General features: G+C 63.6%; 23 protein-coding genes and 1 tRNA gene. 15 read left to right on the top strand and 9 right to left on the bottom strand.

Annotated elements, in window-relative coordinates:
- Positions 1-136: 136 nt before the first annotated feature.
- The 5 genes from choX (PRtIB026_RS01485) to PRtIB026_RS01505 all read left to right on the top strand — a co-directional run bounded on the left by choX (PRtIB026_RS01485) (position 137) and on the right by PRtIB026_RS01505 (position 4,368).
- The gene (choX, locus tag PRtIB026_RS01485) at positions 137-1,081 is read left to right on the top strand and encodes a choline ABC transporter substrate-binding protein (RefSeq protein WP_203649724.1); all 945 of its coding nucleotides are present in this window, start codon (positions 137-139) and stop codon (positions 1,079-1,081) included.
- A gap of 169 nt (positions 1,082-1,250) precedes the next feature.
- A complete protein-coding gene (locus PRtIB026_RS01490; RefSeq protein WP_203649716.1) occupies positions 1,251-2,135 on the top strand; it encodes a 3-keto-5-aminohexanoate cleavage protein in 885 nt (294 codons plus the stop codon).
- A 153-nt stretch (positions 2,136-2,288) separates the two neighbouring features.
- Entirely contained in the window at positions 2,289-3,254 is a 966-nt protein-coding gene (locus tag PRtIB026_RS01495) for an L-carnitine dehydrogenase (protein ID WP_203649714.1), read from the top strand.
- A gap of 10 nt (positions 3,255-3,264) precedes the next feature.
- Positions 3,265-3,738 carry a thioesterase family protein gene (locus PRtIB026_RS01500; protein WP_203649712.1) on the top strand — a complete coding sequence of 158 codons (474 nt, stop codon included), beginning with the start codon at positions 3,265-3,267 and terminating at the stop codon, positions 3,736-3,738.
- Between the two features lie 372 nt (positions 3,739-4,110).
- Complete coding sequence (locus tag PRtIB026_RS01505) at positions 4,111-4,368, top strand: hypothetical protein (protein ID WP_028688456.1); 258 nt, start codon at positions 4,111-4,113, stop codon at positions 4,366-4,368.
- Between the two features lie 150 nt (positions 4,369-4,518).
- On the opposite strand, the gene PRtIB026_RS01510 is transcribed toward PRtIB026_RS01505, so the two are convergent.
- Entirely contained in the window at positions 4,519-5,625 is a 1,107-nt protein-coding gene (locus PRtIB026_RS01510) for a GlxA family transcriptional regulator (RefSeq protein ID WP_050703415.1), read from the bottom strand.
- Positions 5,626-6,014: 389 nt separating this feature from the next.
- Positions 6,015-7,391, bottom strand: coding sequence for an L-serine ammonia-lyase (locus tag PRtIB026_RS01515; protein WP_203649710.1), 1,377 nt, complete (start codon positions 7,389-7,391; stop codon positions 6,015-6,017).
- 444 nt (positions 7,392-7,835) lie between these two features.
- On the opposite strand from PRtIB026_RS01515, the gene choX (PRtIB026_RS01520) reads away from it, so the two are divergent.
- The 4 genes from choX (PRtIB026_RS01520) to PRtIB026_RS01535 all read left to right on the top strand — a co-directional run bounded on the left by choX (PRtIB026_RS01520) (position 7,836) and on the right by PRtIB026_RS01535 (position 12,611).
- Positions 7,836-8,783 (top strand): choline ABC transporter substrate-binding protein, encoded by a 948-nt coding sequence (gene choX, locus PRtIB026_RS01520; RefSeq protein ID WP_203649700.1) that lies wholly within the window; start codon positions 7,836-7,838, stop codon positions 8,781-8,783.
- Positions 8,784-8,864: 81 nt separating this feature from the next.
- Complete coding sequence (gene choW, locus PRtIB026_RS01525; RefSeq protein ID WP_172402369.1) at positions 8,865-9,713, top strand: choline ABC transporter permease subunit; 849 nt, start codon at positions 8,865-8,867, stop codon at positions 9,711-9,713.
- On the top strand, positions 9,710-10,888 hold the full coding sequence (gene choV, locus PRtIB026_RS01530; RefSeq protein WP_203649691.1) for a choline ABC transporter ATP-binding protein: 1,179 nt from the start codon (positions 9,710-9,712) through the stop codon (positions 10,886-10,888). Before choW ends, choV begins: the two co-directional genes overlap by 4 nt.
- A 136-nt stretch (positions 10,889-11,024) precedes the next feature.
- On the top strand, positions 11,025-12,611 hold the full coding sequence (locus tag PRtIB026_RS01535; RefSeq protein WP_203649689.1) for a M12 family metallo-peptidase: 1,587 nt from the start codon (positions 11,025-11,027) through the stop codon (positions 12,609-12,611).
- A gap of 68 nt (positions 12,612-12,679) precedes the next feature.
- Here the strand turns inward: PRtIB026_RS01535 and hisF are convergent, their stop codons facing one another.
- The 6 genes from hisF to PRtIB026_RS01565 form a co-directional block, all read right to left on the bottom strand.
- Positions 12,680-13,450: an imidazole glycerol phosphate synthase subunit HisF gene (gene hisF / locus PRtIB026_RS01540; RefSeq protein WP_203649686.1), complete on the bottom strand. Its 771-nt coding sequence runs from the start codon at positions 13,448-13,450 to the stop codon at positions 12,680-12,682.
- Positions 13,451-13,459: 9 nt separating this feature from the next.
- Entirely contained in the window at positions 13,460-14,197 is a 738-nt protein-coding gene (hisA, locus tag PRtIB026_RS01545) for a 1-(5-phosphoribosyl)-5-[(5-phosphoribosylamino)methylideneamino]imidazole-4-carboxamide isomerase (protein ID WP_203649684.1), read from the bottom strand.
- Between the two features lie 27 nt (positions 14,198-14,224).
- Complete coding sequence (locus PRtIB026_RS01550) at positions 14,225-14,485, bottom strand: DUF2164 domain-containing protein (RefSeq protein WP_050703409.1); 261 nt, start codon at positions 14,483-14,485, stop codon at positions 14,225-14,227.
- Positions 14,486-15,124 (bottom strand): imidazole glycerol phosphate synthase subunit HisH, encoded by a 639-nt coding sequence (gene hisH, locus PRtIB026_RS01555; RefSeq protein WP_203649682.1) that lies wholly within the window; start codon positions 15,122-15,124, stop codon positions 14,486-14,488.
- Positions 15,125-15,718, bottom strand: a complete 594-nt coding sequence (gene hisB / locus PRtIB026_RS01560) for an imidazoleglycerol-phosphate dehydratase HisB (RefSeq protein WP_028688464.1) — start codon at positions 15,716-15,718, stop codon at positions 15,125-15,127. It abuts the gene before it with no gap.
- Between the two features lie 255 nt (positions 15,719-15,973).
- Positions 15,974-17,632 carry an OFA family MFS transporter gene (locus tag PRtIB026_RS01565; RefSeq protein ID WP_203649679.1) on the bottom strand — a complete coding sequence of 553 codons (1,659 nt, stop codon included), beginning with the start codon at positions 17,630-17,632 and terminating at the stop codon, positions 15,974-15,976.
- A 436-nt stretch (positions 17,633-18,068) separates the two neighbouring features.
- On the opposite strand from PRtIB026_RS01565, the gene PRtIB026_RS01570 reads away from it, so the two are divergent.
- The 5 genes from PRtIB026_RS01570 (at position 18,069) to ppk2 (ending at position 23,015) form a co-directional block, all read left to right on the top strand.
- Positions 18,069-20,318 carry an AsmA family protein gene (locus PRtIB026_RS01570; RefSeq protein ID WP_254464425.1) on the top strand — a complete coding sequence of 750 codons (2,250 nt, stop codon included), beginning with the start codon at positions 18,069-18,071 and terminating at the stop codon, positions 20,316-20,318.
- Positions 20,315-21,382: an A/G-specific adenine glycosylase gene (gene mutY, locus PRtIB026_RS01575; RefSeq protein ID WP_203649677.1), complete on the top strand. Its 1,068-nt coding sequence runs from the start codon at positions 20,315-20,317 to the stop codon at positions 21,380-21,382. Before PRtIB026_RS01570 ends, mutY begins: the two co-directional genes overlap by 4 nt.
- The gene (locus PRtIB026_RS01580; protein WP_011536185.1) at positions 21,379-21,651 is read left to right on the top strand and encodes an oxidative damage protection protein; all 273 of its coding nucleotides are present in this window, start codon (positions 21,379-21,381) and stop codon (positions 21,649-21,651) included. The genes mutY and PRtIB026_RS01580 overlap by 4 nt, the downstream gene beginning before the upstream one ends.
- Positions 21,652-21,740: 89 nt before the next feature.
- Positions 21,741-21,816, top strand: a tRNA-Phe gene (locus PRtIB026_RS01585).
- A 188-nt stretch (positions 21,817-22,004) separates the two neighbouring features.
- On the top strand, positions 22,005-23,015 hold the full coding sequence (gene ppk2, locus PRtIB026_RS01590) for a polyphosphate kinase 2 (protein WP_203649674.1): 1,011 nt from the start codon (positions 22,005-22,007) through the stop codon (positions 23,013-23,015).
- Positions 23,016-23,129: 114 nt separating this feature from the next.
- On the opposite strand, the gene PRtIB026_RS01595 is transcribed toward ppk2, so the two are convergent.
- A complete protein-coding gene (locus PRtIB026_RS01595; RefSeq protein ID WP_203649672.1) occupies positions 23,130-23,876 on the bottom strand; it encodes an NRDE family protein in 747 nt (248 codons plus the stop codon).
- 131 nt (positions 23,877-24,007) lie between these two features.
- On the opposite strand from PRtIB026_RS01595, the gene PRtIB026_RS01600 reads away from it, so the two are divergent.
- Positions 24,008-24,790, top strand: coding sequence for a sulfite exporter TauE/SafE family protein (locus tag PRtIB026_RS01600; RefSeq protein ID WP_203649662.1), 783 nt, complete (start codon positions 24,008-24,010; stop codon positions 24,788-24,790).
- Positions 24,791-24,799: the final 9 nt, after the last annotated feature.

Below are 24,799 nucleotides of genomic sequence, written 5' to 3' on the forward strand. Positions count from 1 at the left end.
CCGCGCAAAGGTGGTCGCCTCCGTGCAAGTGTTGGTCGCCAGGGTGCGATTTTCCACCCTGCTGCCAGCGTAGCGTGTTCTCACGGCCCGCAGAGGCCGGACCCATAACAATATGCACTGCCGATGGAGAGCCACCATGCAACGCTTTATCCGCCGCAGCCTGTTGTCCCTCGTGCTCAGCACCACCGTAGCCGCTCCCCTGTTCGCCGCCGAACCCGCCGTCTGCAAGGACGTGCGCCTGGGCGTGGTCAACTGGACCGACGTGATCGCCACCAGCGCCATGGCCCAGGTGCTGCTCGATGGCCTGGGCTACCAGACCAAGCAGACCAGCGCCTCGCAGCAGATCATCTTCGCCGGCATCCGCGACAAGCGCCTGGACATGTTCCTTGGGTACTGGAACCCGATCATGACCCAGACCATCACCCCGTTCATCCAGGCCAAGCAGGTCAAGGTCCTCGACAAGCCCAGCCTGGAAGACGCCCGCGCCACCCTGGCCGTGCCCAAGTACCTGGCCGACAAGGGCCTGAAGACGTTCGCCGACATCCACAAGTTCCAGAAGGAGCTGGGCGGCAAGATCTACGGCATCGAGCCAGGCTCGGGCGCCAATACCCAGATCAAGGCGATGATCAGCAAGAACCAGTTCGACCTGGGCAAGTTCCAGCTGGTCGAGTCGAGCGAGGCCGGCATGCTCGCCGCGGTGGATCGCGCGGTACGGCGCAAGGAGGCGGTGGTGTTCTTCGGCTGGGCGCCGCACCCGATGAACGTCAACATCGACATGGTCTATCTCGGCGACAGCCAGGATGCCCTGGGCCCGGACGAAGGCCGCGCCACGGTGTGGACGGTGACCGCGCCGGACTATGCCGAACGCTGCCCCAACGCTCACCGCCTGCTGGCCAACCTGAGTTTCAGCGCCGAGGACGAGAGCCGGATGATGCAGCCGCTGCTCGATCACAAGGACGCGCTGGAGTCCGCCCGCCAGTGGCTCAAGGACCACCCCGAGGACAAGGCCCGCTGGCTTGACGGGGTAACGACCTTCGATGGCAAGCCCGCCGCGGACAACCTCAAGCTCACTGCCAACTGACCAGTCAACCCGGTCGCTGTAGGAGCGGCCTTGTGCCGCGAAAGGGCTGCGCGGCAGCCCCAGGATTTATGTGGCGCTGCTGAGCTTCTGTGGCCGCTTTGCGGCCATTTCGCGGCACAAGGCCGCTCCTACAGAAATCTATCGCCCAAATCATTACCAGGAATCCACCATGAACCACGACGTCATCATCACCTGCGCCCTCACCGGCGCCGGCGACACGGTCGCCAAGAGCCACCTGGTCCCGGTCACCCCGAAACAGATCACCGAAGCCGCCGTGGAAGCCGCCAAGGCCGGCGCCACCGTGGTCCACTGCCACGTTCGAGATCCGCAAACCGGCCGCTTCAGCCGCGACGTCAACCTCTACCGCGAAGTAATGGAGCGCATCCGCGAGGCCGACGTCGACATCATCGTCAACCTCACCGCCGGCATGGGCGGCGACCTGGAGATCGGCCCGGGCGAGTCGCCCATGGAATTCGGCCCAGGCACCGACCTGATTGGCCCGCTGGAGCGCCTGGCCCACGTCGAGGCACTGCTGCCGGAAATCTGCACCCTCGACTGCGGCACCCTCAATTTCGGCGATGGTAACGCCATCTACGTCTCCACCCCGGCCCAGCTGCGCGCAGGTGCAAAACGCATTACCGAACTGGGCGTGAAGGCCGAGCTGGAGATCTTCGACACCGGCCACCTGTGGTTCGCCAAGCAAATGATCAAGGAAGGCCTGCTGGACGACCCGCTGTTCCAGCTGTGCCTGGGCATTCCCTGGGGCGCGCCGGCCGACACCACCACCATGAAAGCCATGGTCGACAACCTGCCCGCCGACGTGACCTGGGCCGGCTTCGGCATCGGCCGCATGCAGATGCCCATGGCCGCCCAGGCGGTGCTGCTCGGCGGCAACGTGCGGGTGGGGCTTGAGGACAACCTGTATCTGGACCGCGGCGTGCTGGCCAGCAACGGTCAACTGGTGGAACGGGCTGCGGAAATCATCACCCGCATGGGTGCCCGCGTGCTCACCCCGGCCGAAGGCCGGGAAAAGATGAACCTCAGGCGTCGCTGAGCCCCCGCAGATCATGGGGATCTTGTGGGAGCGGGCTTGCCCCGCGAAACAGGCACCGTGCCGGATGGCACCGGCTTGGCCGGTGATCGCGGGCCAAGCCTGCTCCCACGCGTGCACGACACATCATTGAACAACGTTCCGCAGGAGCCAGATATGCCTTTCATTACCGACATCAAGACCTTCGCCGCCCTGGGTAGCGGCGTGATCGGCAGCGGCTGGGTTGCCCGCGCCCTGGCCCATGGCCTGGACGTGATCGCCTGGGATCCGGCGCCGGGCGCCGAGGAGGCCCTGCGCAAGCGCATCGCCAATGCCTGGCCGGCCCTGCAGAAGCAGGGCCTGGCGCCCGGCGCCTCGCAGGATCGCCTGACCTTTGTCGCCACCATCGAGGCATGCGTGCGCGACGCCGATTTCATCCAGGAGAGTGCACCCGAACGCCTGGACCTCAAACTCGACCTGCACGCGAAAATCAGCGCCGCCGCCAAGCCGAATGCAATCATCGGTTCCAGCACCTCGGGCCTGCTGCCCAGCGAGTTCTACGAGTCGGCCACCCATCCCGAGCGCTGCGTGGTGGGCCACCCCTTCAACCCGGTGTACCTGTTGCCACTGGTGGAGATCGTCGGTGGCCGCAATACCAGCCCGGACGCCATCGAGGCGGCGAAAACCATCTACACCGCGTTGGGCATGCGCCCGCTGCATGTACGCAAGGAAGTCCCCGGCTTTATCGCCGACCGCCTGCTCGAAGCGCTCTGGCGCGAGGCCTTGCACCTGGTCAACGATGGCGTCGCCAGCACCGGCGAGATCGACGACGCGATCCGCTTCGGCGCAGGCCTGCGCTGGTCGTTCATGGGCACCTTCCTCACCTACACCCTGGCCGGTGGCGACGCCGGGATGCGCCACTTCATGGCCCAGTTCGGCCCGGCGCTGAAGCTGCCCTGGACTTACCTGCCGGCACCGGAGCTGACTGACAAGCTGATCGACGATGTGGTGGAAGGTACCTCGGAGCAGTTGGGTGAACGCAGCATCGCCGCGCTGGAGCGCTATCGTGATGACACCCTGCTGGCGGTGCTGGAGGCGGTCAGTTCCAGCAAAGCCAGTCACGGCATGGCCTTCGGCGACTGAGGAGAACACGATGCCTGCACTGATCACCTACCGTACCCGGGTGTTGCCGGAATGGGTCGACTACAACGGCCACCTGCGCGATGCCTATTACCTGCTGATCTTCAGCTACGCCACCGATGCGCTGATGGAGCGCATCGGCCTGGACGCCGATGCTCGTGGCCAGAGCGGGCATTCGCTGTTCACCCTGGAGGCACACATCAACTACCTGCACGAGGTGAAGCTCGATACCGAGGTGTGGGTGCAGACGCAGGTCATCGGCTTCGACAGGAAGCGCCTGCATCTGTACCACAGCCTGCACCGGGAGGGGTTCGACGAGGCCTTGGCGGCCAGTGAACAGATGCTGCTGCATGTGGATCTGGCGGGGCCGAAGTCGGCGCCGTTTGGGGAGCACAGTGTTGCGCTGCTGCAGGGCCTGATGGATGAGCAGCGTGATCTGCAGGCACCACAGTTTGTCGGGCGCGTGCTGGGGTTACCTGCTGGCTGACAGATCCTGGGGGCGCTTTACGCCCCTTTCGCGGCACAAGGCCGCTCCTACAGCGGGTTTGCGTAACCTCTGTAGGAGCGGCCTTGTGCCGCGAAAGGGCTGCGCAGCAGCCCCCACCGCTCTCAAAAAAACAACCCCGGAAAGCCGTGAGCATCCGGGGCCAAGAGCGAGCAACATCCACTGTGCATGCAGTGAGGGTGACCAAACCCTCGGTGCCGTGAATGACTTCAGTGTGCAGCCTTCCAGTACGCTCGATTTAGCCGTAAACGACCTGTTCTTAGCCAAAGCGGCCATCGCGACAATCCGCCCTTGCCGCCCTGGCGCGTCGGACACAGAATCGATGGCAAACAACAGCGGCGAAGGACAACAGTCATGATGCATGCGGACTTGATCGACCAGGACGACCTGCTGGGCCAGCTGCGCTCACGGGGTTTCGACATTCCGGCCGGCGCCAGCGCCGAGCAGGCCTGCGAGGTGGTGATACGCGGGCTGACCGAGCCCAATGCGCGGGCCCTGAAGGGCATGGTCGAGCAGATGTACACCGGCAGCGCGACGATCCTGCCGGCCGTGCGCCAGGCCATCGACAAGCAGCTGCTGCCGGCGTTGGCGCAGTTCAACAAGCGCGCCTGAAGCATTGACTGGCCCTTTGTAGGAGCGGCCTTGTGCCGCGAAAGGGCTGCGCAGCAGCCCCAGGATCTTAGCGTTGATGCCTAGATTGCTGGGGCTGCTTTGCAGCCCTTTCGCGGCACAAGGCCGCTCCTACAGGGGGCCAGTTTTCAGCTACAGGCGCACGCTGGCAAAGGTCGACTCATTACGCGCCTGACTCAGCGCCGCCATCGGCCCGCTGTGCGGCGACAGGGCCATGGCCTGCGGAATCGGCATCATCGCCACCTGCTGGGTGGTGTTCGAACCCACGCGCTCGTCACGCGGCGGGATGCCAAAGTACTCGCGGTAGCACTTGGAGAAGTGCGGCGTGGACACGAACCCGCACACCGACGCCACCTCGATGATCGACATCGGCGTCTGCTTGAGCAACTGCCGGGCACGGATCAGGCGCAACTTGAGGTAGTAGCGCGACGGCGAGCAGTGCAGGTACTTCTGGAACAGGCGCTCGAGCTGACGCCGCGACACCGCCACGTACACCGCCAATTCGTCCAGGTCGATCGGCTCCTCGAGGTTGGCTTCCATCAGCGCGACGATTTCCTGCAGCTTCGGCTGGTTGGTGCCGAGCATGTGCTTGAGCGGCACGCGCTGGTGGTCCTGCTCGTTGCGGATGCGCTCGTAGACGAACATCTCGGAGATCGCCGCCGACAGCTCGCGGCCATGATCGCGGCTGATCAGGTGCAGCATCATGTCCAGCGGCGCGGTGCCGCCGGAGCTGGTGAAGCGGTTGCGGTCGAGGGTGAACAGGCGGGTGCTCATGTTCACCCGGGGGTAGGCTTCCTGCATCGCCGCCAGGCATTCCCAGTGCACGCTGCAGTCGAAGCCGTCGAGCAGGCCGGCGCAGGCCAGCGCCCAGCTGCCGGTGCACACCGCGCCCAGGCGGCGCGACTGGCGGGCCTGGGCCTGCAGCCAGGTGACGTGCTCGCGGGTGACGGTGCGCTGGATGCCCACGCCGCCGCAGACGATCACCGTGTCCATGGGCGGTGCGTTGTGCATCGCCGCGTCCGGGGTGATCTGCAGGCCATCACTGGCCCATACCTGGCCACCGTCGACGGTCAGCGTGTGCCAGCGGTACAGCTCGCGACCGGACAGCTGGTTGGCCATGCGCAGGGGTTCGACGGCCGAGGCCAGGGAGATGAGGGTGAAGTTGTCCAGCAGGAGAAAGCCGATGGACTGGGGTGCTGTGCGGTTCTGGGTTGGGTTCCCGGAGGTGTACGACGTCATCGCGATTTCTCCTCACACAATGCAGGGTGTGCCTCAGGCGAGCACTGTTCTTGTAATGGCCCCGTTTCGTATGCAGGGGCTTTGCCAATCTCAACGCAAATGGCATGCCTGAAATTGAACGCTCATCCAATAAAACCCAAAAACGACGTCGGCATGCGCCTTCCAGCGGGCCGGGTGATGAGCGTCAGGTCAAACGCAAACGGGCGCGCCAGCGCCCCTGCGCGTCACCGCTGAGCAATTCGGTAGCACTTGTGGGAAGGTTGCCCAGATGCGACAGACTTGAGTGTCACCGACAATGACCCTGCTGGTAACGACAGGCGACAGCCGGTAGATGACAACCGATGCGCCAGAATGTGGCGCATCGGTCAGGCGTGGGCCAGAACGGCGCATCAGCACTCGATGACGCTGACCGCAAGGCCGCCGCGCGAGGTTTCCTTGTACTTGTCGTGCATGTCGGCGCCGGTATCGCGCATGGTGCGGATCACCTGGTCGAGGGAGATGAAGTGCTCGCCGTCGCCGCGCAGGGCCATCTGCACGGCGTTGATCGCCTTCACCGCGGCGATGGCGTTGCGCTCGATGCACGGCACCTGGACCAGGCCGCCGACCGGGTCGCAGGTCAGCCCGAGGTTGTGCTCCAGGGCGATCTCGGCGGCATTCTCCAACTGCGCGGGCGTCGCGCCCAGCACTTCGGCCAGGCCCGCCGCGGCCATGGCGCAGGCCGAACCGACCTCGCCCTGGCAACCGACCTCGGCGCCGGAGATCGAGGCGTTCTTCTTGCACAGGATGCCCACCGCCGCCGCGCCGAGGAAGAAGTCCACCACGTTGGATTCGTCCACCACATCGGAGAAACGCATGTAGTAGTGCAGCACCGCCGGAATGATCCCGGCCGCGCCGTTGGTGGGCGCGGTGACCATGCGCCCGCCGGCGGCGTTCTCCTCGTTGACCGCCAGGGCGTAGAGGTTGACCCACTCCATGGCGCTCATGGTCGAGCCGATCACATTGGGTTTGCCCAGTTCCTGCAGGCTGCGGTGCAGCTTGGCGGCGCGGCGGCGTACATTGAGCCCGCCGGGCAGAATCCCTTCATGCTTGAGGCCGTTGTCCACGCACTCCTGCATGGCCTGCCAGAGCTTGAGCAGGCCGGCGCGGATCTCGGCCTCGCTGCGCCAGACCTTTTCGTTGGCCAGCATCAATTGCGACACGCTGAGGTCGTTTTGCCTGCACAGGCGCAGCAGTTCTGCAGCGCTGTTGAAGTCATAAGGCAGTACAGTCTGGTCGGCGTCCAGCACGCCACTGGCGGCCTGGGCCGCATCGACCACGAAGCCGCCGCCCACCGAGTAATAGGTGTCGCGATGCAGCTCGCCGTCCTCGCCTTCGGCGATCAGGGTCATGGCGTTGGGGTGGTACGGCAGGTTCTGGTCGAGCAACAGCATGTCGCGGCCCCAGACAAACTCGATGGGCAAGCGATTGTCGAGCTTGAGCACGCGGGTTTCGCGCAGGTCGGCGATGCGTGGGGTGATCTGGCTGGGGTCGATGGCGTCGGGCCATTCGCCCATCAGGCCCATGATCGTGGCGTTGTCGGTGCCGTGGCCGACGCCGGTGGCCGACAGCGAGCCATACAGCCGCACCTCGATGCGCCGAACCCGCTCCAGCTCGCCGCGTTCGCGCAGCCCCTGGACGAACAGCGCGCCGGCGCGCATGGGGCCGACGGTGTGTGAGCTGGAAGGCCCGACACCGATCTTGAACAGGTCGAACACGCTGATGGCCATTGTCGCATCACCTCTTGATGGGCTTGTCTCGCAGCGCCGAACACCGCCTTGCGCAACTGCTAGGCTGAAAGCTCGAGCCGCCTTGGAATGCTCGCATCATCGGGCTTTTGCCCACCCCCTCGCCGTCTGCAACCGACGTACTTTTGTCCAGCAGCGCCGCCACTGCACCGGCCCTGCGTGCGCCGTTTTCCAGCGCCGGGACGCCGTAAAAACCGAGGCCGGGGGGTGGAAAAATCCAGTTGCGACATCGTCCGTACTGGATGCGACCCGTCCTGTACTGGATACGACGCCACCAGTAGGCGATTGCCGAACGCTGGAGGATTATCGAAAGCGACTCGTATTGCACGGCCTCGCATCCTGCCCTCTGCAGGCCTGGTCGACCGGAGCCCTGAGAACGCCCGGCGACCCACGCGAACCCGAAGATAAAATCACAGGAGTCCATCCATGAAAGGTTCACCCTCGCTGTTGCTGGTCGCGTTGCTGTCCGCTCCGCTGCTGGCCCAGGCCGCCGAACCCGAGCAGTGTCAAACGGTGCGTTTCTCGGATGTCGGCTGGACCGACATCACGGTCACCACCGCGACCACCAGCGTCGTGCTCCAAGCCCTGGGCTACAAGACCCACACCACCATGATCTCGGTACCGGTGACCTACAAGTCGCTGGCCACCGGCAAGGACCTGGACGTGTTTCTCGGCAACTGGATGCCGACCATGGAGAACGACATCAAGCAGTACCGCGACGCCGGCACCGTCGAGACCGTGCGCGCCAACCTGGAGAACGCCAAGTACACCCTGGCCGTGCCCCGGGCCCTGTATGACAAGGGTCTGAAGGACTTCGCCGACCTGCCCAAGTTCAAGCAGGACCTCAAGGGCAAGATCTACGGCATCGAACCCGGCAACGACGGCAACCGCACCATCCAGAAGATGATCGACGACAACGCCTTCGGCCTTAAGGACGCCGGTTTCCAGATCGTGCAGTCCAGCGAGGCCGGCATGCTCGCCCAGGTCGACCGGGCGCAGAAGCGCGACGAGGCGATCGTGTTCCTCGGCTGGGAACCGCACCCGATGAACACCCGCTTCAAGATGCAGTACCTGACCGGCGGGGACGCCTACTTCGGTCCCGACTTCGGCAAGGCCACCGTGCTCACCAACACCCGCAAGGGTTATGCGCAGGAATGCGCCAACGTCGGCCAGTTGCTGAAGAACCTGTCGTTCGAGCTCAAGGATGAAAGCACCATGATGGGCTATGTCCTGGACGACAAGATGAAACCTGAGGCCGCGGCCAAGAAGTGGCTCAAGGACAACCCCGGCAAACTGGATGCCTGGCTGGCCGGCGTAAGCACCGTGGACGGCAAACCCGGCCTCGAGGCGGCCAAGGCCAAACTGACGCAATAACGCAAGACGCAATGGCAACACCGCGGGGCGGGACCGTGCCCGCCCCGAACTGATTTCAATCTTTGCAGGTGGAAGCTCGCTATCATGCTTATCGATCAGAAAATACCCCTGGGGCAGTACATCGCCTCATTCGTCGAATGGTTGACCCAGAACGGCGCCAGCTACTTCGACGCCATCGCCGCAGGCCTGGAATTCATGATCCATGGGGTCACCAGCGCCCTGACCTGGTTCAACCCGTTCGTGCTCATCGCCCTGTTCGCCGCCCTCGCGCACCTGATCCAGCGCAAGTGGGCCCTTACCGTATTCGTCGCCCTGTCGTTCCTGCTGATCCTCAACCTGGGCTACTGGCAGGAGACCATGGAAACCCTGGCGCAGGTCACCTTCGCCACGGTGGTGTGCGTTGTCATCGGCGTGCCGCTGGGCATCGCCGCCGCGCACAAGCCGATGTTCTATACCGCCATGCGCCCGGTGCTGGACCTGATGCAGACCGTGCCCACCTTCGTCTACCTGATCCCGACCCTGACCCTGTTTGGCCTGGGCGTGGTACCGGGGCTGATCTCTACCGTGGTGTTCGCCATCGCCGCGCCTATCCGCCTCACCTACCTGGGCATCTGCGATGTGCCGCAAGAGCTGATGGACGCGGGCAAGGCGTTTGGCTGCTCGCGCCGCCAGCTGCTCACCCGCATCGAACTGCCGCACGCCATGCCAAGCATCGCTGCCGGCGTCACCCAGTGCATCATGCTGTCGCTGTCGATGGTGGTAATCGCCGCCCTGGTCGGCGCTGACGGCCTGGGCAAACCCGTGGTCAACGCACTGAACACCGCCGATATCTCCCTGGGCTTCGAAGCGGGCCTGGCGATCGTGCTGCTGGCAATCATGCTCGACCGTATCTGCAAGCAACCGGAGCTGCCGGTAAGGGGTGAGGCATGAGCATCATTCGTTTCGAAGACGTCGACGTCATCTTCTCCAGCAAGCCGCGCGAAGCGCTGGCCCTACTCGACCAGGGCAAGACCCGCGAGCAGATCCTCAAGCAGACGGGCCTGGTGGTCGGCGTCGAGAAGGCCAACCTGGACATCAACAAGGGCGAGATCTGCGTGCTGATGGGCCTGTCGGGCTCGGGCAAATCCAGCCTGCTGCGCTGCATCAACGGCCTCAACACCGTGAGCCGCGGCAAGCTGTTCGTCGAGCACGAAGGCAAGCACATCGACATCGCCCACTGCACCCCGGCGGAGCTTAAGATGATGCGCACCAAGCGCATCGCCATGGTGTTCCAGAAGTTCGCCCTGATGCCCTGGCTGACGGTGCGCGAGAACATCAGTTTCGGCCTGGAGATGCAGGGCCGCCCGGAGAAGGAACGGCGCAAGCTGGTCGACGAAAAGCTCGAGCTGGTAGGCCTGACCCAGTGGCGCAACAAGAAGCCGGACGAACTCTCCGGCGGCATGCAGCAGCGCGTGGGCCTGGCCCGGGCGCTGGCGATGGACGCCGACATCCTGCTGATGGACGAGCCGTTCTCGGCCCTCGACCCGCTGATCCGCCAGGGCCTGCAGGACGAGTTGCTGGCCCTGCAGAGCAAGCTGAGCAAGACCATCGTGTTCGTCAGCCACGACCTCGACGAGGCGCTGAAGCTGGGCAGCCGCATCGCGATCATGAAGGACGGGCGGATCATCCAGTACAGCAAGCCGGAAGACATCGTGCTCAACCCGGCCGACGAGTATGTGCGCACCTTCGTCGCCCACACCAACCCGCTCAACGTGCTGTGCGGTCGCAGCCTGATGCGCAGCCTGGACCAGTGCAGGCGGGTCAACGGCTCGGTATGCCTGGACCCGGGGATCGACTCATGGCTGGACCTTGGCGAAGGCAATTCGATCAAGCGTGCACGCCAGGGCCAGAACGGGCTGGACATGCAGAACTGGGCACCGGGGCAGGACGTGGAGCTGCTGGAGCGCAGGCCGACCGTGGTGCACGCCGATATCGGCATGCGCGAGGCGCTGCGGATTCGTTACCAGACCGGCAACAAGCTGGTGCTGCAGGATAACGACAAGGTGGTGGGGATTCTGGGGGATACCGAGCTGTATCACGCGTTGCTCGGCAAGAATCACGGGTGAAACAACCGGGGCCGCGTTGCGGCCCCAATCATGCGTTTTAGCATGGCTGATCAGCAACCTCACCTAACACTTTTGCCAGTTGTTGCCAAAAGCCAAACGCAAGTTTACTAGTTCCTCACATCAGTGAGGACTCAACATGAATCTCATATACCGTAGACTTGTACTTCTGACCACAAGCTACTTGCTCACTACAGCCTGCACCTCGCAAACGCACACCACCGACATTCAAAAACCGTTATTCCAGATACAACCAGAAATCTACACTACCGCAAAAAAAACAAATTCACCCTACCTGCAAAAAATAATTGAAGACCCGGCCAATCAAGAAATTCAAGAAGTAACGATTAACACTGCACTCGTTAGTGAAGATTCCAACACCATAAGCCTTCCTCTACAAAATGGTAAAACAATTACTTTTACAAGAAGACCTTCCTACCAATTTGGAAGGGGCATGGTTGGCTGGGTGGGCGGCATACAATCAGATAAAAGAAAAAAATCCACCACAACAACTGAAATAGAATGGGATCCTCTCAACTGGATCTCTATTATGAAGGATGGGACACAGATAGCTGCAAGCATTTTCATCGACGGCAAGCCTTATCGTTTAGAACCTATCTCCGCCAACAAACACGTACTATTCCACGTTGATGAATCAAAGCAACCCCCTGACCAAGACTTAACATCTCCCGCAGAACTAGCAACTGCCAGGATGTGGCCAAAGAGCCAACCGTCCTCAACACATAGTTATATAAGACTTCTATTCGCAACAACCAGGCAATCGCGCGCAGCCCACCCAAACAGCCACCTGCTGTTGACTGAACAATTACAAAATGTAAATACGATAATTAAAAATAGCGGCGTAGCAATAACATTTGAACTTGCTGGATTTTTGGATTCTAACTATGACGAATCAGGTAAAACGAAAATCGGTGAAATACTCAATGACCTAACTTACAGAATGGAGGACGTCAAGCAAAAACGTGATGAGCTTGGGGCTGATCTGGTCTCGATGCTGGTCGCTAACAGTGAACGAGGCGGCGCTGGAAAGCATGGCCCTAGCAAACAATACGGGTTCAGTGTCATTAGTAATCTACCCTCACTGGCTCACGAGATCGGCCACAACTTCGGAATGTATCACAACTGGGAGGAAGGCGAGCCTAGAGACCCACCCTACGTGAATGGCTACCGATATACAGGTTCACCTCGATTCAGAACACAAATGTCTTATGATTGCTCGGGAGGTACATGCCCCAGAATCCCCTTTTATTCAAATCCAAATTTGACTTATAGTGGAATACCAATTGGCACAGCGAGTCACCACAATGTCGCCCGAGGCCTGAATGAGCGCAGGGAAATAGTAGAGAATTTCTACCCTGACCCTAAGTCATTTTCCATCCGGGCCTGGGTCATTGGAACGAACAACAACCAATGCTACATACCGCTTATTCGCGGAAATGATGACGGCACTATGCTGATAATCCAATCACGCGAAGAGTGCAAGGACAATAAAATCGTCGGAAAAAGTGTTGAAATTGCCGACTGGCAGGGAGTAGGAAAACTGTGTTTTGCCAACTTACCCAAAACACTAATGATCTGCTACTCAGGCAGACTTAATGGCGAACGCTTTAAAATCGACGACTTGCAAACAGGTGCGGGAAAACCTGATGCGCTCACTTTCACCAAAAGAGGCGTCGGTGAAATTCACCGAATTTCGTTTGATTGATTTTTGCCGACACGGTAAATTTCTTGTAGGTAGTTCAGCGGGGCCGTTGAACGGCCCCAACACTACAACTATCGAACGACGATACCGCGGGACGCCATAAAGGCCTTGGCTTCCGGCACTGTGTACTCGCCAAAGTGGAAGATACTGGCCGCCAGCACCGCGCTGGCATGCCCTTGCAGAATCCCGTCGGCCAGGTGCTGCAGATTACCCACACCACCCGAGGCAATCACCGGAATCCCCAGCGCATCGCTGATCGCCCGGGTAACCCCCAGGTCGAAGCCGTTCTTCATGCCATCCTGGTCCATGCTGGTCAGCAGGATCTCGCCGGCACCCAGCCCTTCCATCTTCTTCGCCCACTCGACGGCATCCAGCCCGGTCGGCTTGCGACCGCCGTGGGTGAAGATCTCCCAGCGCGGCGTTTCGCCCGGGCCGGAGACTTTCTTGGCGTCGATGGCAACCACGATGCACTGCGAACCGAAACGGTCCGCCGCCTCGCCGACGAACTCCGGGTTGAACACCGCGGCGGTGTTGATCGACACCTTGTCGGCACCGGCATTGAGCAGGTTGCGGATGTCCTGCACAGTGCGCACGCCGCCGCCGACGGTCAGCGGGATGAACACCTGGCTGGCCATGCGCTCGACGGTATGCAGGGTGGTGTCACGGCCATCGACGCTGGCGGTGATATCCAGGAAGGTGATCTCGTCCGCGCCCTGCTCGTTGTAGCGGCGGGCGATCTCCACCGGGTCGCCGGCATCGCGGATGTTCTCGAACTTGACGCCCTTGACCACCCGGCCGTTATCCACGTCCAGACAAGGGATGATGCGCTTGGCCAATGCCATGGTCGTTCCTCAGCCTTGGTAGTTGTCGCAGAAGGCCTGGGCCTCGGCGACGTCGAGGGTGCCTTCGTAGATCGCGCGGCCGGTGATGGCGCCGATGATGCCAGGGGCTTTCGCGTCCAGCAGGGCCTTGATGTCACCCAGGTTGTGGATGCCACCGGAGGCGATTACCGGAATGCGGGTGGCTTCGGCCAGGGCCTTGGTGAACGGCACGTTGCAGCCCTGCATCATGCCGTCCTTGGCGATGTCGGTGTAGACGATCGCCGAGACACCATCGGCCTCGAAACGCTTGGCCAGGTCGATGACCTGCACCGAGCTCACTTCGGCCCAGCCGTCGGTGGCGACGAAGCCGTCCTTGGCATCCAGGCCGACGATGACCTTGCCCGGGAAGGCCTTGCAGGCTTCGGCGACGAACTCGGGCTGCTTGACCGCCTTGGTGCCGATGATCACGTGGCTGACGCCGGCCTTGACGTAGTGCTCGATGGTTTCCAGCGAGCGGATGCCGCCGCCGATCTGGATCGGCAGGTTCGGGTAGCGCCGGGCGATGGCGGTGACCACCTCACCATTGACCGGCTGGCCTTCGAAGGCGCCGTTCAGATCGACCAGGTGCAGGCGACGGCAGCCACCCTCGACCCATTTGGCGGCCATGCTCACCGGGTCGTCGGAGAATACGGTGGAGTCTTCCATGCGGCCTTGGCGCAGGCGTACGCAGGCACCGTCCTTGAGATCGATAGCGGGGATAATCAGCATCTTGGCAACCTGTCTTGTTCGTTGGGTTCAGGGCTTCTCGAGCGCCCACAGGTCGCTTTCGATGCTCTCGAACCGCTCCTTGAGGTGCAGCTGAACATCGGCAATCGCCCTGTTGTAGTAATGGGGTGCAATTTCCTTGCTGAACAGCTCGAGGACCTCGGCCACCTCGAACGACCCCAGCTCCAGCTCGAAGCGGTCTTCGAGGAAGCGCTTGAGCGTGTCGAGCGCGTCGCGCTCCTGCTCCGGGGCCAGCGTGATGACGGGGGCCTTGGTCTTCGATCGGCTCATTTACCAGCGCCCGTCCCAGGCGACGAAGTTCTGCAGCAGCTGCAGGCCATGGGTATGGCTCTTCTCCGGGTGGAACTGCACGGCAAAGCGTGAGCCATCGGCCAGCGCGGCGGCGAAATCGACGCCATAGTGGCCGCGACCGACCACCTGGCCTGGCTTGCCGGCGTTGATGTAGTAGCTGTGCACGAAGTAGAAACGCGCCCGGTCGGGGATGTCGTGCCACAACGGGTGGTCATTGGTCTGGCCGACCTCGTTCCAGCCCATGTGCGGCACCTTCAGGTGCTCGCCGTCTTCCTTCAGGTCTTTACCGAAGAAGCGTACCTGGCCTGGGAACAGGCCGATGCAGTCGACGCCTTCGTTCTCTTCGCTATGGTCGAGCAGCGCCTGCATGCCGACACAGATGCCGAGGAACGGGCGATCCTGGCTGACCTCGCGGACCAGGCTGTCGAAGCCCAGGCGGCGGATCTCGGCCATGCAGTCGCGGATCGCGCCGACGCCGGGAAACACCACGCGGTCGGCCTCACGAATCACCGCGGCGTCGCTGGTCACCAGCACCTTGCCGGCGCCCACGTGCTCCAGTGCCTTGGCCACCGAGTGCAGGTTGCCCATGCCATAGTCGATTACGGCTACCGTCTGCATTTACAGGCACCCTTTGGTGGACGGCATCTGCCCGGCCATGCGCTCGTCGAGGGTAACGGCCATGCGCAGCGCGCGGCCGAAGGCCTTGAACACGGTCTCGATCTGGTGGTGGGTGTTGTGGCCACGCAGGTTGTCGATGTGCAGGGTCACCAGGGCGTGGTTGACGAAGCCCTGGAAGAACTCCTGGAACAGGTCGACATCGAAGCCGCCGACGGTGGCGCGGGTGTAGGGCACATGCATCTGCAGGCCCGGCCGGCCAGAGAAATCGATGACCACGCGCGACAGCGCTTCGTCCAGCGGCACATAGGCATGGCCGTAGCGGAAGATGCCTTTCTTGTCGCCAATGGCCTGGGCGAACGCCATGCCCAGGGTGATGCCGACGTCCTCGACGGTATGGTGATCGTCGATATGCAGGTCGCCCTTGCACTCGATGTCCAGGTCGATCAGCCCATGTCGGGCGATCTGGTCGAGCATGTGTTCAAGGAAAGGCACGCCGATTTCAAATCGGGCCTTGCCGCTGCCATCGAGGTTGATCGAGCACTTGACCTGGGTTTCCAGGGTATTGCGCTCGACGGAAGCCTTACGTTCGACCATCACCAGCTCCGCAAAATCATTGGGCGAAAAGGGCTCCATTATAGGCCCAGAATGCGCCGGCTTGAAACGCGGATGACATATGGCAAGGCTAGTAATTGCGGGGGTGGGACGGGTCTACAGGTCTATACAACCGAGCCCCGGGGCTGCGTTGCAGCCCTTTCGCGGCACAAGGCCGCTCCTACAATGGCACCGCGCACCTCTGTAGGAGCGGCCTTGTGCCGCGAAAGGGGCGCAAGGCGCCCCCGACGATCTCAATCAGTGAAACAGTACCGCCGTCTTCTGCAAGGTGATCCAAACCCCCCAGCCCAGCGGAATCACCACCACCGCCCAGGCCAGCAGCACCAATGGCAGACTGCCCGGCGCCGCATGCCACTCCAGCGAGCGTGCCGAATCGACACCTTTGTCATGGCTCAGCGCCCGCTCGGCAGCCAGTTCGGCATCGGTCATGAAGTACTTGTCCGCCACCGGCCGCACCAGCATGTTGCAGATGAAGCCCAGCACCAGCAGGCCGGCGAGGATGTACAGGGTCATGTCGTAGGCCGCGGCCCGCTCCACCCCCGCCGCCAGCTGCGCCTCGCGCAGGTAGGTGATCAGTACAGGACCGAGCACGCCGGCCGCCGCCCAGGCAGTCAGCAGGCGACCATGGATGGCGCCGACCATCTGCGTGCCGAACAGGTCGGCCAGGTACGCCGGCACGGTGGCGAAGCCGCCGCCGTACATCGACAGGATGATGCAGAACGCCGCCACGAACAGCGCCACGTTGCCGATGTGCCCCATGTTCGGCACCAGGCTGTAGAGGCCCACGCCCAGGGCGAAGAAGGCGAAGTAGGTGTTCTTGCGGCCGATGTAGTCGGAGAACGACGCCCAGAAGAAGCGTCCGCCGATGTTGAACAGGCTCAAAAGGCCGGTGAAGCCGGCGGCAATGGCGGCAATCTGCGCCAGCTGCGCGGCGTTCAGCTCGCTGAAGGTCAACTCGTTGCCCAGCAGCTTGCCGGCGAACACTTCCTGCAGCAGCGGCGAGGCCATGCCGAGAATGCCGATACCGGCCGACACGTTCAGGCACAGCACCAACCACACCAAGGCAAATTGCGGGGTCTTCCAGGCCACGCTGACGTGCACGTGACGGTCGGTGACCATGGCGTTGGCCTTCTTCGCCGGCGGCGTCCAGCCCTCAGGCTTCCAGCCGGTCGGCGGCACGCGGTAGGCCAGGGCGCCAGCGGTCATGAACACGAAGTAGATCGCGGCCATGGCGACGAAGCTCTGCCATACGCCCACTTCGGTCGGGCTGGAGAAATGGCCCATCAGCGCGGTGGCCAGCGGCGCGCCCACCATGGCACCCCCGCCAAAGCCCATGATCGCCATGCCGGTGGCCATGCCGCGCTTGTCCGGGAACCACTTGATCAGCGTCGACACCGGCGAGATGTAGCCCAGCCCCAGGCCGATCCCGCCGATCACCCCCGAGCCCAGCCACATCAGCCACAGCTGGTGGGTCTTCACGCCGATCGCCGAGATCAGCAGGCCGCCGCACCAGCACAGTGCCGATACCAGGCCGGCCTTGCGCGGGCCGGCGTGTTCCAGCCAGCCGCCGAGCACTGCGGCCGAGCAGCCGAGGAACACGAAGAACAGGGTGTAGATCCAGCTGAGCATGGAAATCGGCCAGTCGCACTCGGCGCTGAACAGACGGGCGATGAAGCCCATGTCAGCGGCGCATGCCACTGGCGCGCTGACACCCAGGGCCTGGGACAGTGGCAACCAGAACACCGAGAAGCCATAGGCCATGCCAATGCACAGGTGGATCGCCAGGGCCGCCGGCGGCACCAGCCAGCGGTTGAAGCCCGGGCGGGCGATGATGCGCTCCTTCGACAGGAAGCCCGGCGCGCTTGCCGCCGCCCCCGCCGTGATACTGCTGTTCATGGATTGTTCCTTTTGTAGGTGGGCTGTGCGCGTGGACGGCTCTGCTTTGGCTGCACGCAAGGCAGCCCGGCCGCTTGGGCTGGCACCCCGCGACAATGGGTCGCGGGGGCTCCACGGGCGGGCGCAAGATTACCAGCAGGGGGTGACATGAAAGCAATCTGATATCGTGTTTTTTTCGCTAGCTGAATCGGTATTTCGTGTATTCAGGTGAGGTTGTGTCGCCTGTTCGGGCCTCATCGCGGGGCAAGCCCGCTCCCACGCAAGTCCATGCCGCTCTCGGTCATGCGTGGGAGCGGGCTTGCCCCGCGATAAGGCCCGAGCAGGCAATAAATGAACTGTCGCCATTGCCACTGTCGAAATGTCGGATACGCAGAGCCAAGTGCCACGGCGCTATACTCGCCGCTGAATTTCTAAATCGGACTACAAGGACTCGCCCATGAAAGCGTTCGGCAAAATCCTGGGGCTGGGGCTTCTCGGGTTGTTGCTGATCATCGTGGCGCTGGGCTTCGCCCTGAGCCACCTCTTCGATCCCAACGACTACAAAGACGAAATCCGCAAGCTGGCCCGCGACAAGGCCCATGTGGAGCTGACCCTCAACGGCGACATCGGCTGGAGCCTGTTCCCCTGGCTGGGCCTGGAGCTGCACGAGGCGAGCATCGCCACGCTGAACAACCCCAAGGTGCCGTTCGCCGACCTGCAGATGCTCGGCCTGTCGGTGCGCGTGCTGCCGCTGCTGCGCCGCGAAGTGCAGATGAGCGATGTGCGGGTCGAAGGCCTCAACCTGACCCTGACCCGCGACGCCAATGGTCACGGCAACTGGGAAGACATCGGCAAGCCACTGCCGCAGCCGACCGTCGCCGGCGCACCTGCCAGCACGCCCGCCGAGGCGTCGGACACCGTACCCGCCAAACCAGAGGCCAGCGAACGTTCGGTCAAGCTTGATATCGACAGCCTGACCGTCAACAACGCCCGCGTGCTCTACACCGACGAGAAGGCCGGGCAGACCTACGGCGCCGAAAGCATCCAGCTGAGCACCGGCCCCGTGCACGAAGGCGCGAACATCGCGCTAAAGGCCAGCGCCTTCCTCAGTGCCAGCCAGCCGAACATCAAGGCGCGCACCGAGCTGACCGGCGAGCTGCGCTTCGACCGCAAGCTCAAGCGCTACAACCTGGAAGACATGCGCCTGTCCGGCGAGACCTCGGGCGAGCCGCTGGCCGGCAAGACCCTGACCTTCGTCGCTCAAGGGCAGGTGCTGGTCGACCTGGCGGCCAATGTCGCGTCCTGGAGCGGCCTGAAGGTCTCGGCCAACCAGCTGCGCGCCCTGGGCGAGCTGAACGTGCGTGATCTGGACAAGGCCCCGCAGGTCAGCGGCGGCCTGTCCATCGCCCAGTTCGACCTGCGCACCTTCCTCGACGGCATCGGCCACCCGCTGCCGGCCACCGCCGACCCGGCGGCGTTCAAGAAACTGGAGCTGGTCACCCGCCTGCAGGGCACGCAGAGCAGCCTGGCCCTGGAAGACCTGGCAGTGAAGCTGGACGACAGCACCTTCACCGGCCGTGTCGCCGTGGACGATTTCGCCAAGCAAGCGTTGCGTGTGCGCCTCAAAGCCGACACGTTCAACGCCGATCGCTACCTGCCGGCCAAAAGCGAACAGGCCAAGGGCGCCACGGCGGCACGCCAGGCCGAGGTCAAGCAGCAGGAGGCCACCGCCGTCGCTGGCGCGGGCACCACACCGCTGCCCGACGCACCGACCCAGGTGGCCTGGAGCAACGACAAGCTGTTGCCGGTCGACCGCCTGCGCGCCCTGGACCTGCAGGCCGACCTGTCGTTCGGCGCGCTGACCCTGGACAAACTGCCGATCAGCGACGCACAGCTGACCGCCAGCGGCCAGGCCGGCCTGGTCACCCTGCAGACCCTGCGCGGCGGCCTGTACAACGGCACCTTCGAGGCCAAGGGCACTGTCGATGTGCGCCCCGCCGTGCCGCAGATCGGCGTGAACACCAAGATCAATCGCGTGCCGGTGGAGCACTTCATCAAGCGCGAAAGCCCGGACCAGGCGCCGCCGGTCAAGGGCCTGCTGACCCTGAACAGCGACCTCACCGCCACCGGCAACAGCCAGAAGGCCCTGGTCGATACGCTCAACGGCAACGCCAGCTTCACCATCAACGACGGCGTGCTGGTCAACGCCAACCTGGAACAGCAACTGTGCCAGGCCATCGCCACCCTCAACCGCAAGCAGCTCAGCGGCGAACAGCGGGGCAAGGACACACCGTTCCAGGAGCTGCGCGGCAGCCTGGTGGTGCGTAACGGTGTGGCCAGCAACCCGGACCTCAAGGCGCGCATCCCGGGCCTGACCGTCAACGGCCATGGCGACCTCGACCTGCGCGTACTGGGCATGGACTACAACGTCGGCGTGATCGTCGAGGGCGACCAGCGCGCCATGCCCGACCCGGCTTGCCAGGTCAACGAGCGCTTTACCGGCGTCGAAGTGCCGCTGCGCTGCCGTGGCCCGCTGGAGCTGGGCGCCAAGGCCTGTCGCCTGGACCAGGACGGCCTGGGCAAGGTCGCCGCGAAGCTGGCCGGCAACCGCCTGAAGGACAAGATCGATGAAAAACTCGAAGAGAAACTCGGAGACAAAGTGAGCCCGGAACTCAAAGATGCGCTCAAGGGGCTGTTCAAACGATGAGCCCCCAGCAGTTCTCCAGCGCCGTGCTGGACTGGTACGACCAGCACGGCCGCCACGACCTGCCCTGGCAACAGGGCATCAACCCGTATCGGGTGTGGGTCTCCGAAATCATGCTGCAGCAGACGCAAGTCAGCACCGTGCTCAACTACTTCGACCGTTTCATGCAGGCCCTGCCGACCGTGCAGGCCCTGGCCGAGGCGCCGGAGGACGAGGTGCTGCACCTGTGGACGGGCCTGGGCTACTACACCCGCGCCCGTAACCTGCAAAAAGCCGCGAAGATCGTCGTCGAGCAGCATGGCGGCGAGTTCCCGCGCAGCGTCGAGCAACTCACCGAATTGCCCGGCATCGGGCGCTCCACGGCAGGCGCCATCGCCAGTATCAGCATGGGCATCCGCGCGCCGATCCTCGACGGCAACGTCAAGCGCGTGCTGGCCCGCTTTACCGCGCAGGCAGGCTACCCCGGCGAGCCGAAAGTAGCCAACCAGCTATGGGCCACCGCCGAGCGCTTCACACCGATGACCCGGGTCAACCACTTCACCCAGGCGATGATGGACATGGGCGCCACGCTGTGCACCCGCAGCAAGCCCAGTTGCCTGATCTGCCCGTTGCAGCGCGGCTGCGAAGCCCACCTGCACGGCGAGGAGACCCGCTATCCCGAGCCCAAGCCGCGCAAGGCCCTGCCCCAGCGCAAGACCCTGATGCCGCTGCTGACCAACCACGAAGGCGCGATCCTGCTCTATCGCCGCCCCTCCACCGGCCTGTGGGGCGGCCTGTGGAGCCTGCCGGAGCTGGACAGCCTGGAACAGCTCGACGACCTCGCCTACCAGCACGGCCTGCGCCTGAGCGGCAGCCAGGCCCTGGACGGTCTGACCCACACCTTCAGCCATTTCCAGCTGGCCATCGAACCCTGGCTGGTGCGTGTCGAGCCCGTCGGCTCGCACGTGGCCGAGCCCGACTGGCTCTGGTATAACCTCGCCACCCCGCCGCGCCTGGGCCTCGCCGCCCCGGTCAAGAAGCTGCTGCAACGCGCGGCCGACGAATTGATTGCAGGAGAGAAGCCATGACCCGCACCGTGAAGTGCCGCAAGTACAACGAAGAACTCCCCGGCCTGGACCGCCCGCCCTATCCCGGCGCCAAGGGCCAGGACATCTTCGAGCACATCTCGCAGAAGGCCTGGAAGGAGTGGCAGGACCACCAGACCATGCTGATCAACGAGAAGCGCCTGAACATGATGAATGCCGAGGACCGCAAATTCATCCAGGCCGAGATGGACAAGTTCTTCGCCGGTGAGGATTACGCCCAGGCCGAAGGCTACGTTCCGCCCTCGAATTGACCCACGAATCGTAAGCGACGGAATTAATTTAAATTTTTTTGAAAAAGTCGTTGACGGCCTCTGAGAAAATCTATTTAATTCACCCCGTCGCCCAGATAGCTCAGTCGGTAGAGCAGAGGATTGAAAATCCTCGTGTCGGCGGTTCGACTCCGTCTCTGGGCACCACCTTCAAGCTTCTGGTGGTTGCAAAGTTACCCGAAGCGACACAAAAAACCCGCCTAGTGCGGGTTTTTTGTTGTCTTCAGTTTTACCCCAGGAATCCTTCGCCCCTGGTTGATCGATATCAAAATGCCTCCCTTCGCGCCTGCATAGGATGGAAGGTGGACATTCGACCGACCCCCGCAAGGACCTCCATGAGCGAAGAATCCGCCACCCTCCTCCTGCCAGCGCCCGCCGAGGCCGACAGCAGCCCCAAGCCAGCCCCTCGCCCTCGTCGCCCACGCCAGCGCAAGCCGGCCAGCAGCACCGCCGCGCAAGAGACCATCACCCAGGTCAGCCAGCAGCCCGCCGCCCTGGAAGTGGCCAATGCCCGCAAAGGCAGCAACGAAGACAGCACCTCGGCCCGCCTGCCGGCCAACTACCCCTACCGCACGCGCATGCGCCGCCAGGACTACGAGAAGGCCAAGCATGACCTGCAGATCGAGCTGCTCAAGGTGCAGAACTGGGTGAAGGAAACCGGCCAGCGCATCGTCGTGCTGTTCGAGGGCCGTGACGCCGCCGGCAAGGGCGGCACCATCAAGCGCTTCATGGAGCACCTGAACCCGCGCGGCGCGCGCATCGTCGCGCTGGAGAAGCCCTCCGAGCAGGAGAAGGGGCAGTGGTACTTCCAGCGCTATGTCCAGCACCTGCCCACAGCCGGTGAAATGGTGTTCTTCGACCGCTCCTGGTACAACCGCGCCGGGGTCGAGAAGGTCATGGACTTCTGCTCGCCCCTGCAATACCTGGAGTTCATGCGTCAGGCGCCGGAGCTGGAGCGCATGCTGTGCAACAGCGGCATCCTGCTGTTCAAGTTCTGGTTCTCGGTGAACCGCGAGGAGCAGTTGCGCCGCTTCATCTCGCGCCGTGACGATCCGCTCAAGCACTGGAAGCTGTCGCCCATCGACATCAAGTCGCTGGACAAGTGGGAGGACTACACCGCGGCCAAGGAAGCGATGTTCTTCCATACCGACACCGCTGACGCGCCATGGACGGTGATCAAGTCGGACGACAAGAAGCGGGCGCGGATCAACTGCATTCGCCACTTCCTGCATTCGCTGGATTATCCGGGCAAGGACCACAGCGTGGCGCATGCGCCGGATCCGCTGCTGGTCGGACGGGCTTCGCGGGGGTTCGAGGAGGATGAGCCGGCGGTGCTGGCAGGCTGAATCGCTGGGGCTGCTGCGCAGCCCTTTCGCGGCGCAAGGCCGCTCCTACAAATCATACGCGCCCCTGTAGGAGCGGCCTTGTGCCGCGAAAGGGGCGCAAAGCGCCCCCTGCATTCAAACGTCTATATCCACCTCGCCCAAGTGCCCACCATACGGTCCGAAACTGCGCTCGACCATCTGCCGCCGCCCCTGATCATCGACGATCAGCACCGTGCTCGCCCGCGTCCCATAGTTCTGGCTGGCGATGAACACGCTCGACAGCAGCCTTTCGGTGGCCAGCCCCACGCCGGTCTCCGGCAACTCGCCGTCCGGCGCGGGCTGCGCATCGCCCAACAGGGCCAATAGCCGTTGCGGATCGGCGGCCTCGAGCAATCCCTCAAGCCCACTGCGCGCCTTGACCAGCTTCGGCCACGGCGTATCCAGCCCGGCATTCGACAGCCCGTAGACACCAGGCTCCAGCAAGCGCGGCGCGGCCTCGCGGGCATGCAGGTAGCCCAGCCGCCCGCCATCGCTCACCAACAGGTTGAACCCCGAGTACTGCTCGCTGCGGCTGGCCACCTGGTCCAGGTAGGCCTCGACCCCCAGTTCGCCCTGCAGGTACGCCGCCACCAGCTCGCCCCGTGAGCGCGGCCCCGGTGGCTGGCGCGGGTCGCGGATGTTGGTCAGCGCGGCGAAGCGCCCGTTCGGCCCCACGCCAAGCCAGGTTCCGCCAGCCTCCAGGTCGCGTCCGGCATGCACGCCTGGGGCATCCTCCCAGGCGGCCAGGGCCTGGGTTGGCCGGGCATAGAACTCGTCGCGGTTGGCTGCGACGATCAGCGGCCGGGCCGTCCCCGGCCGCCAGGCGAATACGATCAGGCACATAGGTTGTCCCCTGTGTTTTCGGCCACTCTACCCGCGCCGCCGACCGCTATCCATCATCTGACACAGAGTTCACTAGAGCGCCGGGCTTGGCTTCCGTTACCATGCCGGATTGTTTTCCACTGGGGCCACGAATGGAATTCGCTCTCTATCTGCTGTTGGGCGCCTGCGCCGGGGTGCTGGCCGGGCTGTTCGGCGTCGGTGGCGGCATCATCATCGTGCCGGTGCTGGTGTTCAGCTTCACCCTGCAGGGCTTTGACCCTTCGGTGCTGACTCACCTGGCGGTCGGCACGTCGCTGGCGACCATCGTCTTCACCTCGATCAATGCCGTGCGCGAGCACCAGCGCAAGGGCGCGGTGCAATGGCCGATCTTCGCCTGGATGACCGTGGGCATCCTGCTCGGCGCGCTGGTCGGGGCCAAGACCGCCTCGCTGATCCAGGGTCCGATGCTGCAGAAGATCATCGGCGTGTTCGCCCTGGTGATCGCCGCGCAGATGGCCCTGGACCTCAAGCCCAAGGCCAGCCGCGGCATCCCCGGAAAGCCTGGGTTGACCGCCGCCGGCGGGGTGATCGGCTGGGCCTCGGCGATCTTCGGCATCGGTGGCGGTTCGCTGACCGTGCCGTTCCTCACCTGGCGCAGCCTGCCCATGCAGCAGGCGGTGTCCACCTCGTCGGCCTGCGGCCTGCCGATCGCCCTGGCCAGTGCCCTGGGCTTCATCTGGCTGGGCTGGCACGAGGAACACCTGCCGGCCCACAGCCTGGGCTACGTCTACCTTCCGGCGCTGGTCGGCATCGCGGCCACCAGCATGTTCTTCGCCCGCTACGGCGCGCGTCTGGCGCACAAGCTGTCGCCGCGTGTGCTCAAGCGCCTGTTCGCCGCGCTGCTGTTCTGCGTCGGACTCAGCTTCCTTATCTGAACCTAGAGG

The sequence above is a fragment of the Pseudomonas sp. RtIB026 genome (assembly GCF_016861355.2).
Taxonomy (GTDB): Bacteria; Pseudomonadota; Gammaproteobacteria; order Pseudomonadales; family Pseudomonadaceae; genus Aquipseudomonas; species Aquipseudomonas peradeniyensis.

Excerpts from the sequence above, each read along its gene's own strand:
- hisF (WP_203649686.1), bottom strand. The coding sequence starts at position 13,450 with ATGGCATTGGCCAAGCGCATCATCCCTTGTCTGGACGTGGATAACGGC.
- PRtIB026_RS01580 (WP_011536185.1), top strand. The coding sequence starts at position 21,379 with ATGACCCGCACCGTGAAGTGCCGCAAGTACAACGAAGAACTCCCCGGC.
- PRtIB026_RS01510 (WP_050703415.1), bottom strand. The coding sequence starts at position 5,625 with ATGACGTCGTACACCTCCGGGAACCCAACCCAGAACCGCACAGCACCC.
- ppk2 (WP_203649674.1), top strand. The coding sequence starts at position 22,005 with ATGAGCGAAGAATCCGCCACCCTCCTCCTGCCAGCGCCCGCCGAGGCC.
- PRtIB026_RS01550 (WP_050703409.1), bottom strand. The coding sequence starts at position 14,485 with ATGAGCCGATCGAAGACCAAGGCCCCCGTCATCACGCTGGCCCCGGAG.
- PRtIB026_RS01515 (WP_203649710.1), bottom strand. The coding sequence starts at position 7,391 with ATGGCCATCAGCGTGTTCGACCTGTTCAAGATCGGTGTCGGGCCTTCC.
- hisB (WP_028688464.1), bottom strand. The coding sequence starts at position 15,718 with ATGGTCGAACGTAAGGCTTCCGTCGAGCGCAATACCCTGGAAACCCAG.
- PRtIB026_RS01505 (WP_028688456.1), top strand. The coding sequence starts at position 4,111 with ATGATGCATGCGGACTTGATCGACCAGGACGACCTGCTGGGCCAGCTG.
- PRtIB026_RS01535 (WP_203649689.1), top strand. The coding sequence starts at position 11,025 with ATGAATCTCATATACCGTAGACTTGTACTTCTGACCACAAGCTACTTG.
- PRtIB026_RS01500 (WP_203649712.1), top strand. The coding sequence starts at position 3,265 with ATGCCTGCACTGATCACCTACCGTACCCGGGTGTTGCCGGAATGGGTC.
- hisA (WP_203649684.1), bottom strand. The coding sequence starts at position 14,197 with ATGCTGATTATCCCCGCTATCGATCTCAAGGACGGTGCCTGCGTACGC.
- PRtIB026_RS01570 (WP_254464425.1), top strand. The coding sequence starts at position 18,069 with ATGAAAGCGTTCGGCAAAATCCTGGGGCTGGGGCTTCTCGGGTTGTTG.
- mutY (WP_203649677.1), top strand. The coding sequence starts at position 20,315 with ATGAGCCCCCAGCAGTTCTCCAGCGCCGTGCTGGACTGGTACGACCAG.
- PRtIB026_RS01490 (WP_203649716.1), top strand. The coding sequence starts at position 1,251 with ATGAACCACGACGTCATCATCACCTGCGCCCTCACCGGCGCCGGCGAC.
- choX (WP_203649724.1), top strand. The coding sequence starts at position 137 with ATGCAACGCTTTATCCGCCGCAGCCTGTTGTCCCTCGTGCTCAGCACC.
- choX (WP_203649700.1), top strand. The coding sequence starts at position 7,836 with ATGAAAGGTTCACCCTCGCTGTTGCTGGTCGCGTTGCTGTCCGCTCCG.
- PRtIB026_RS01495 (WP_203649714.1), top strand. The coding sequence starts at position 2,289 with ATGCCTTTCATTACCGACATCAAGACCTTCGCCGCCCTGGGTAGCGGC.
- hisH (WP_203649682.1), bottom strand. The coding sequence starts at position 15,124 with ATGCAGACGGTAGCCGTAATCGACTATGGCATGGGCAACCTGCACTCG.
- PRtIB026_RS01600 (WP_203649662.1), top strand. The coding sequence starts at position 24,008 with ATGGAATTCGCTCTCTATCTGCTGTTGGGCGCCTGCGCCGGGGTGCTG.
- choV (WP_203649691.1), top strand. The coding sequence starts at position 9,710 with ATGAGCATCATTCGTTTCGAAGACGTCGACGTCATCTTCTCCAGCAAG.
- PRtIB026_RS01595 (WP_203649672.1), bottom strand. The coding sequence starts at position 23,876 with ATGTGCCTGATCGTATTCGCCTGGCGGCCGGGGACGGCCCGGCCGCTG.
- PRtIB026_RS01565 (WP_203649679.1), bottom strand. The coding sequence starts at position 17,632 with ATGAACAGCAGTATCACGGCGGGGGCGGCGGCAAGCGCGCCGGGCTTC.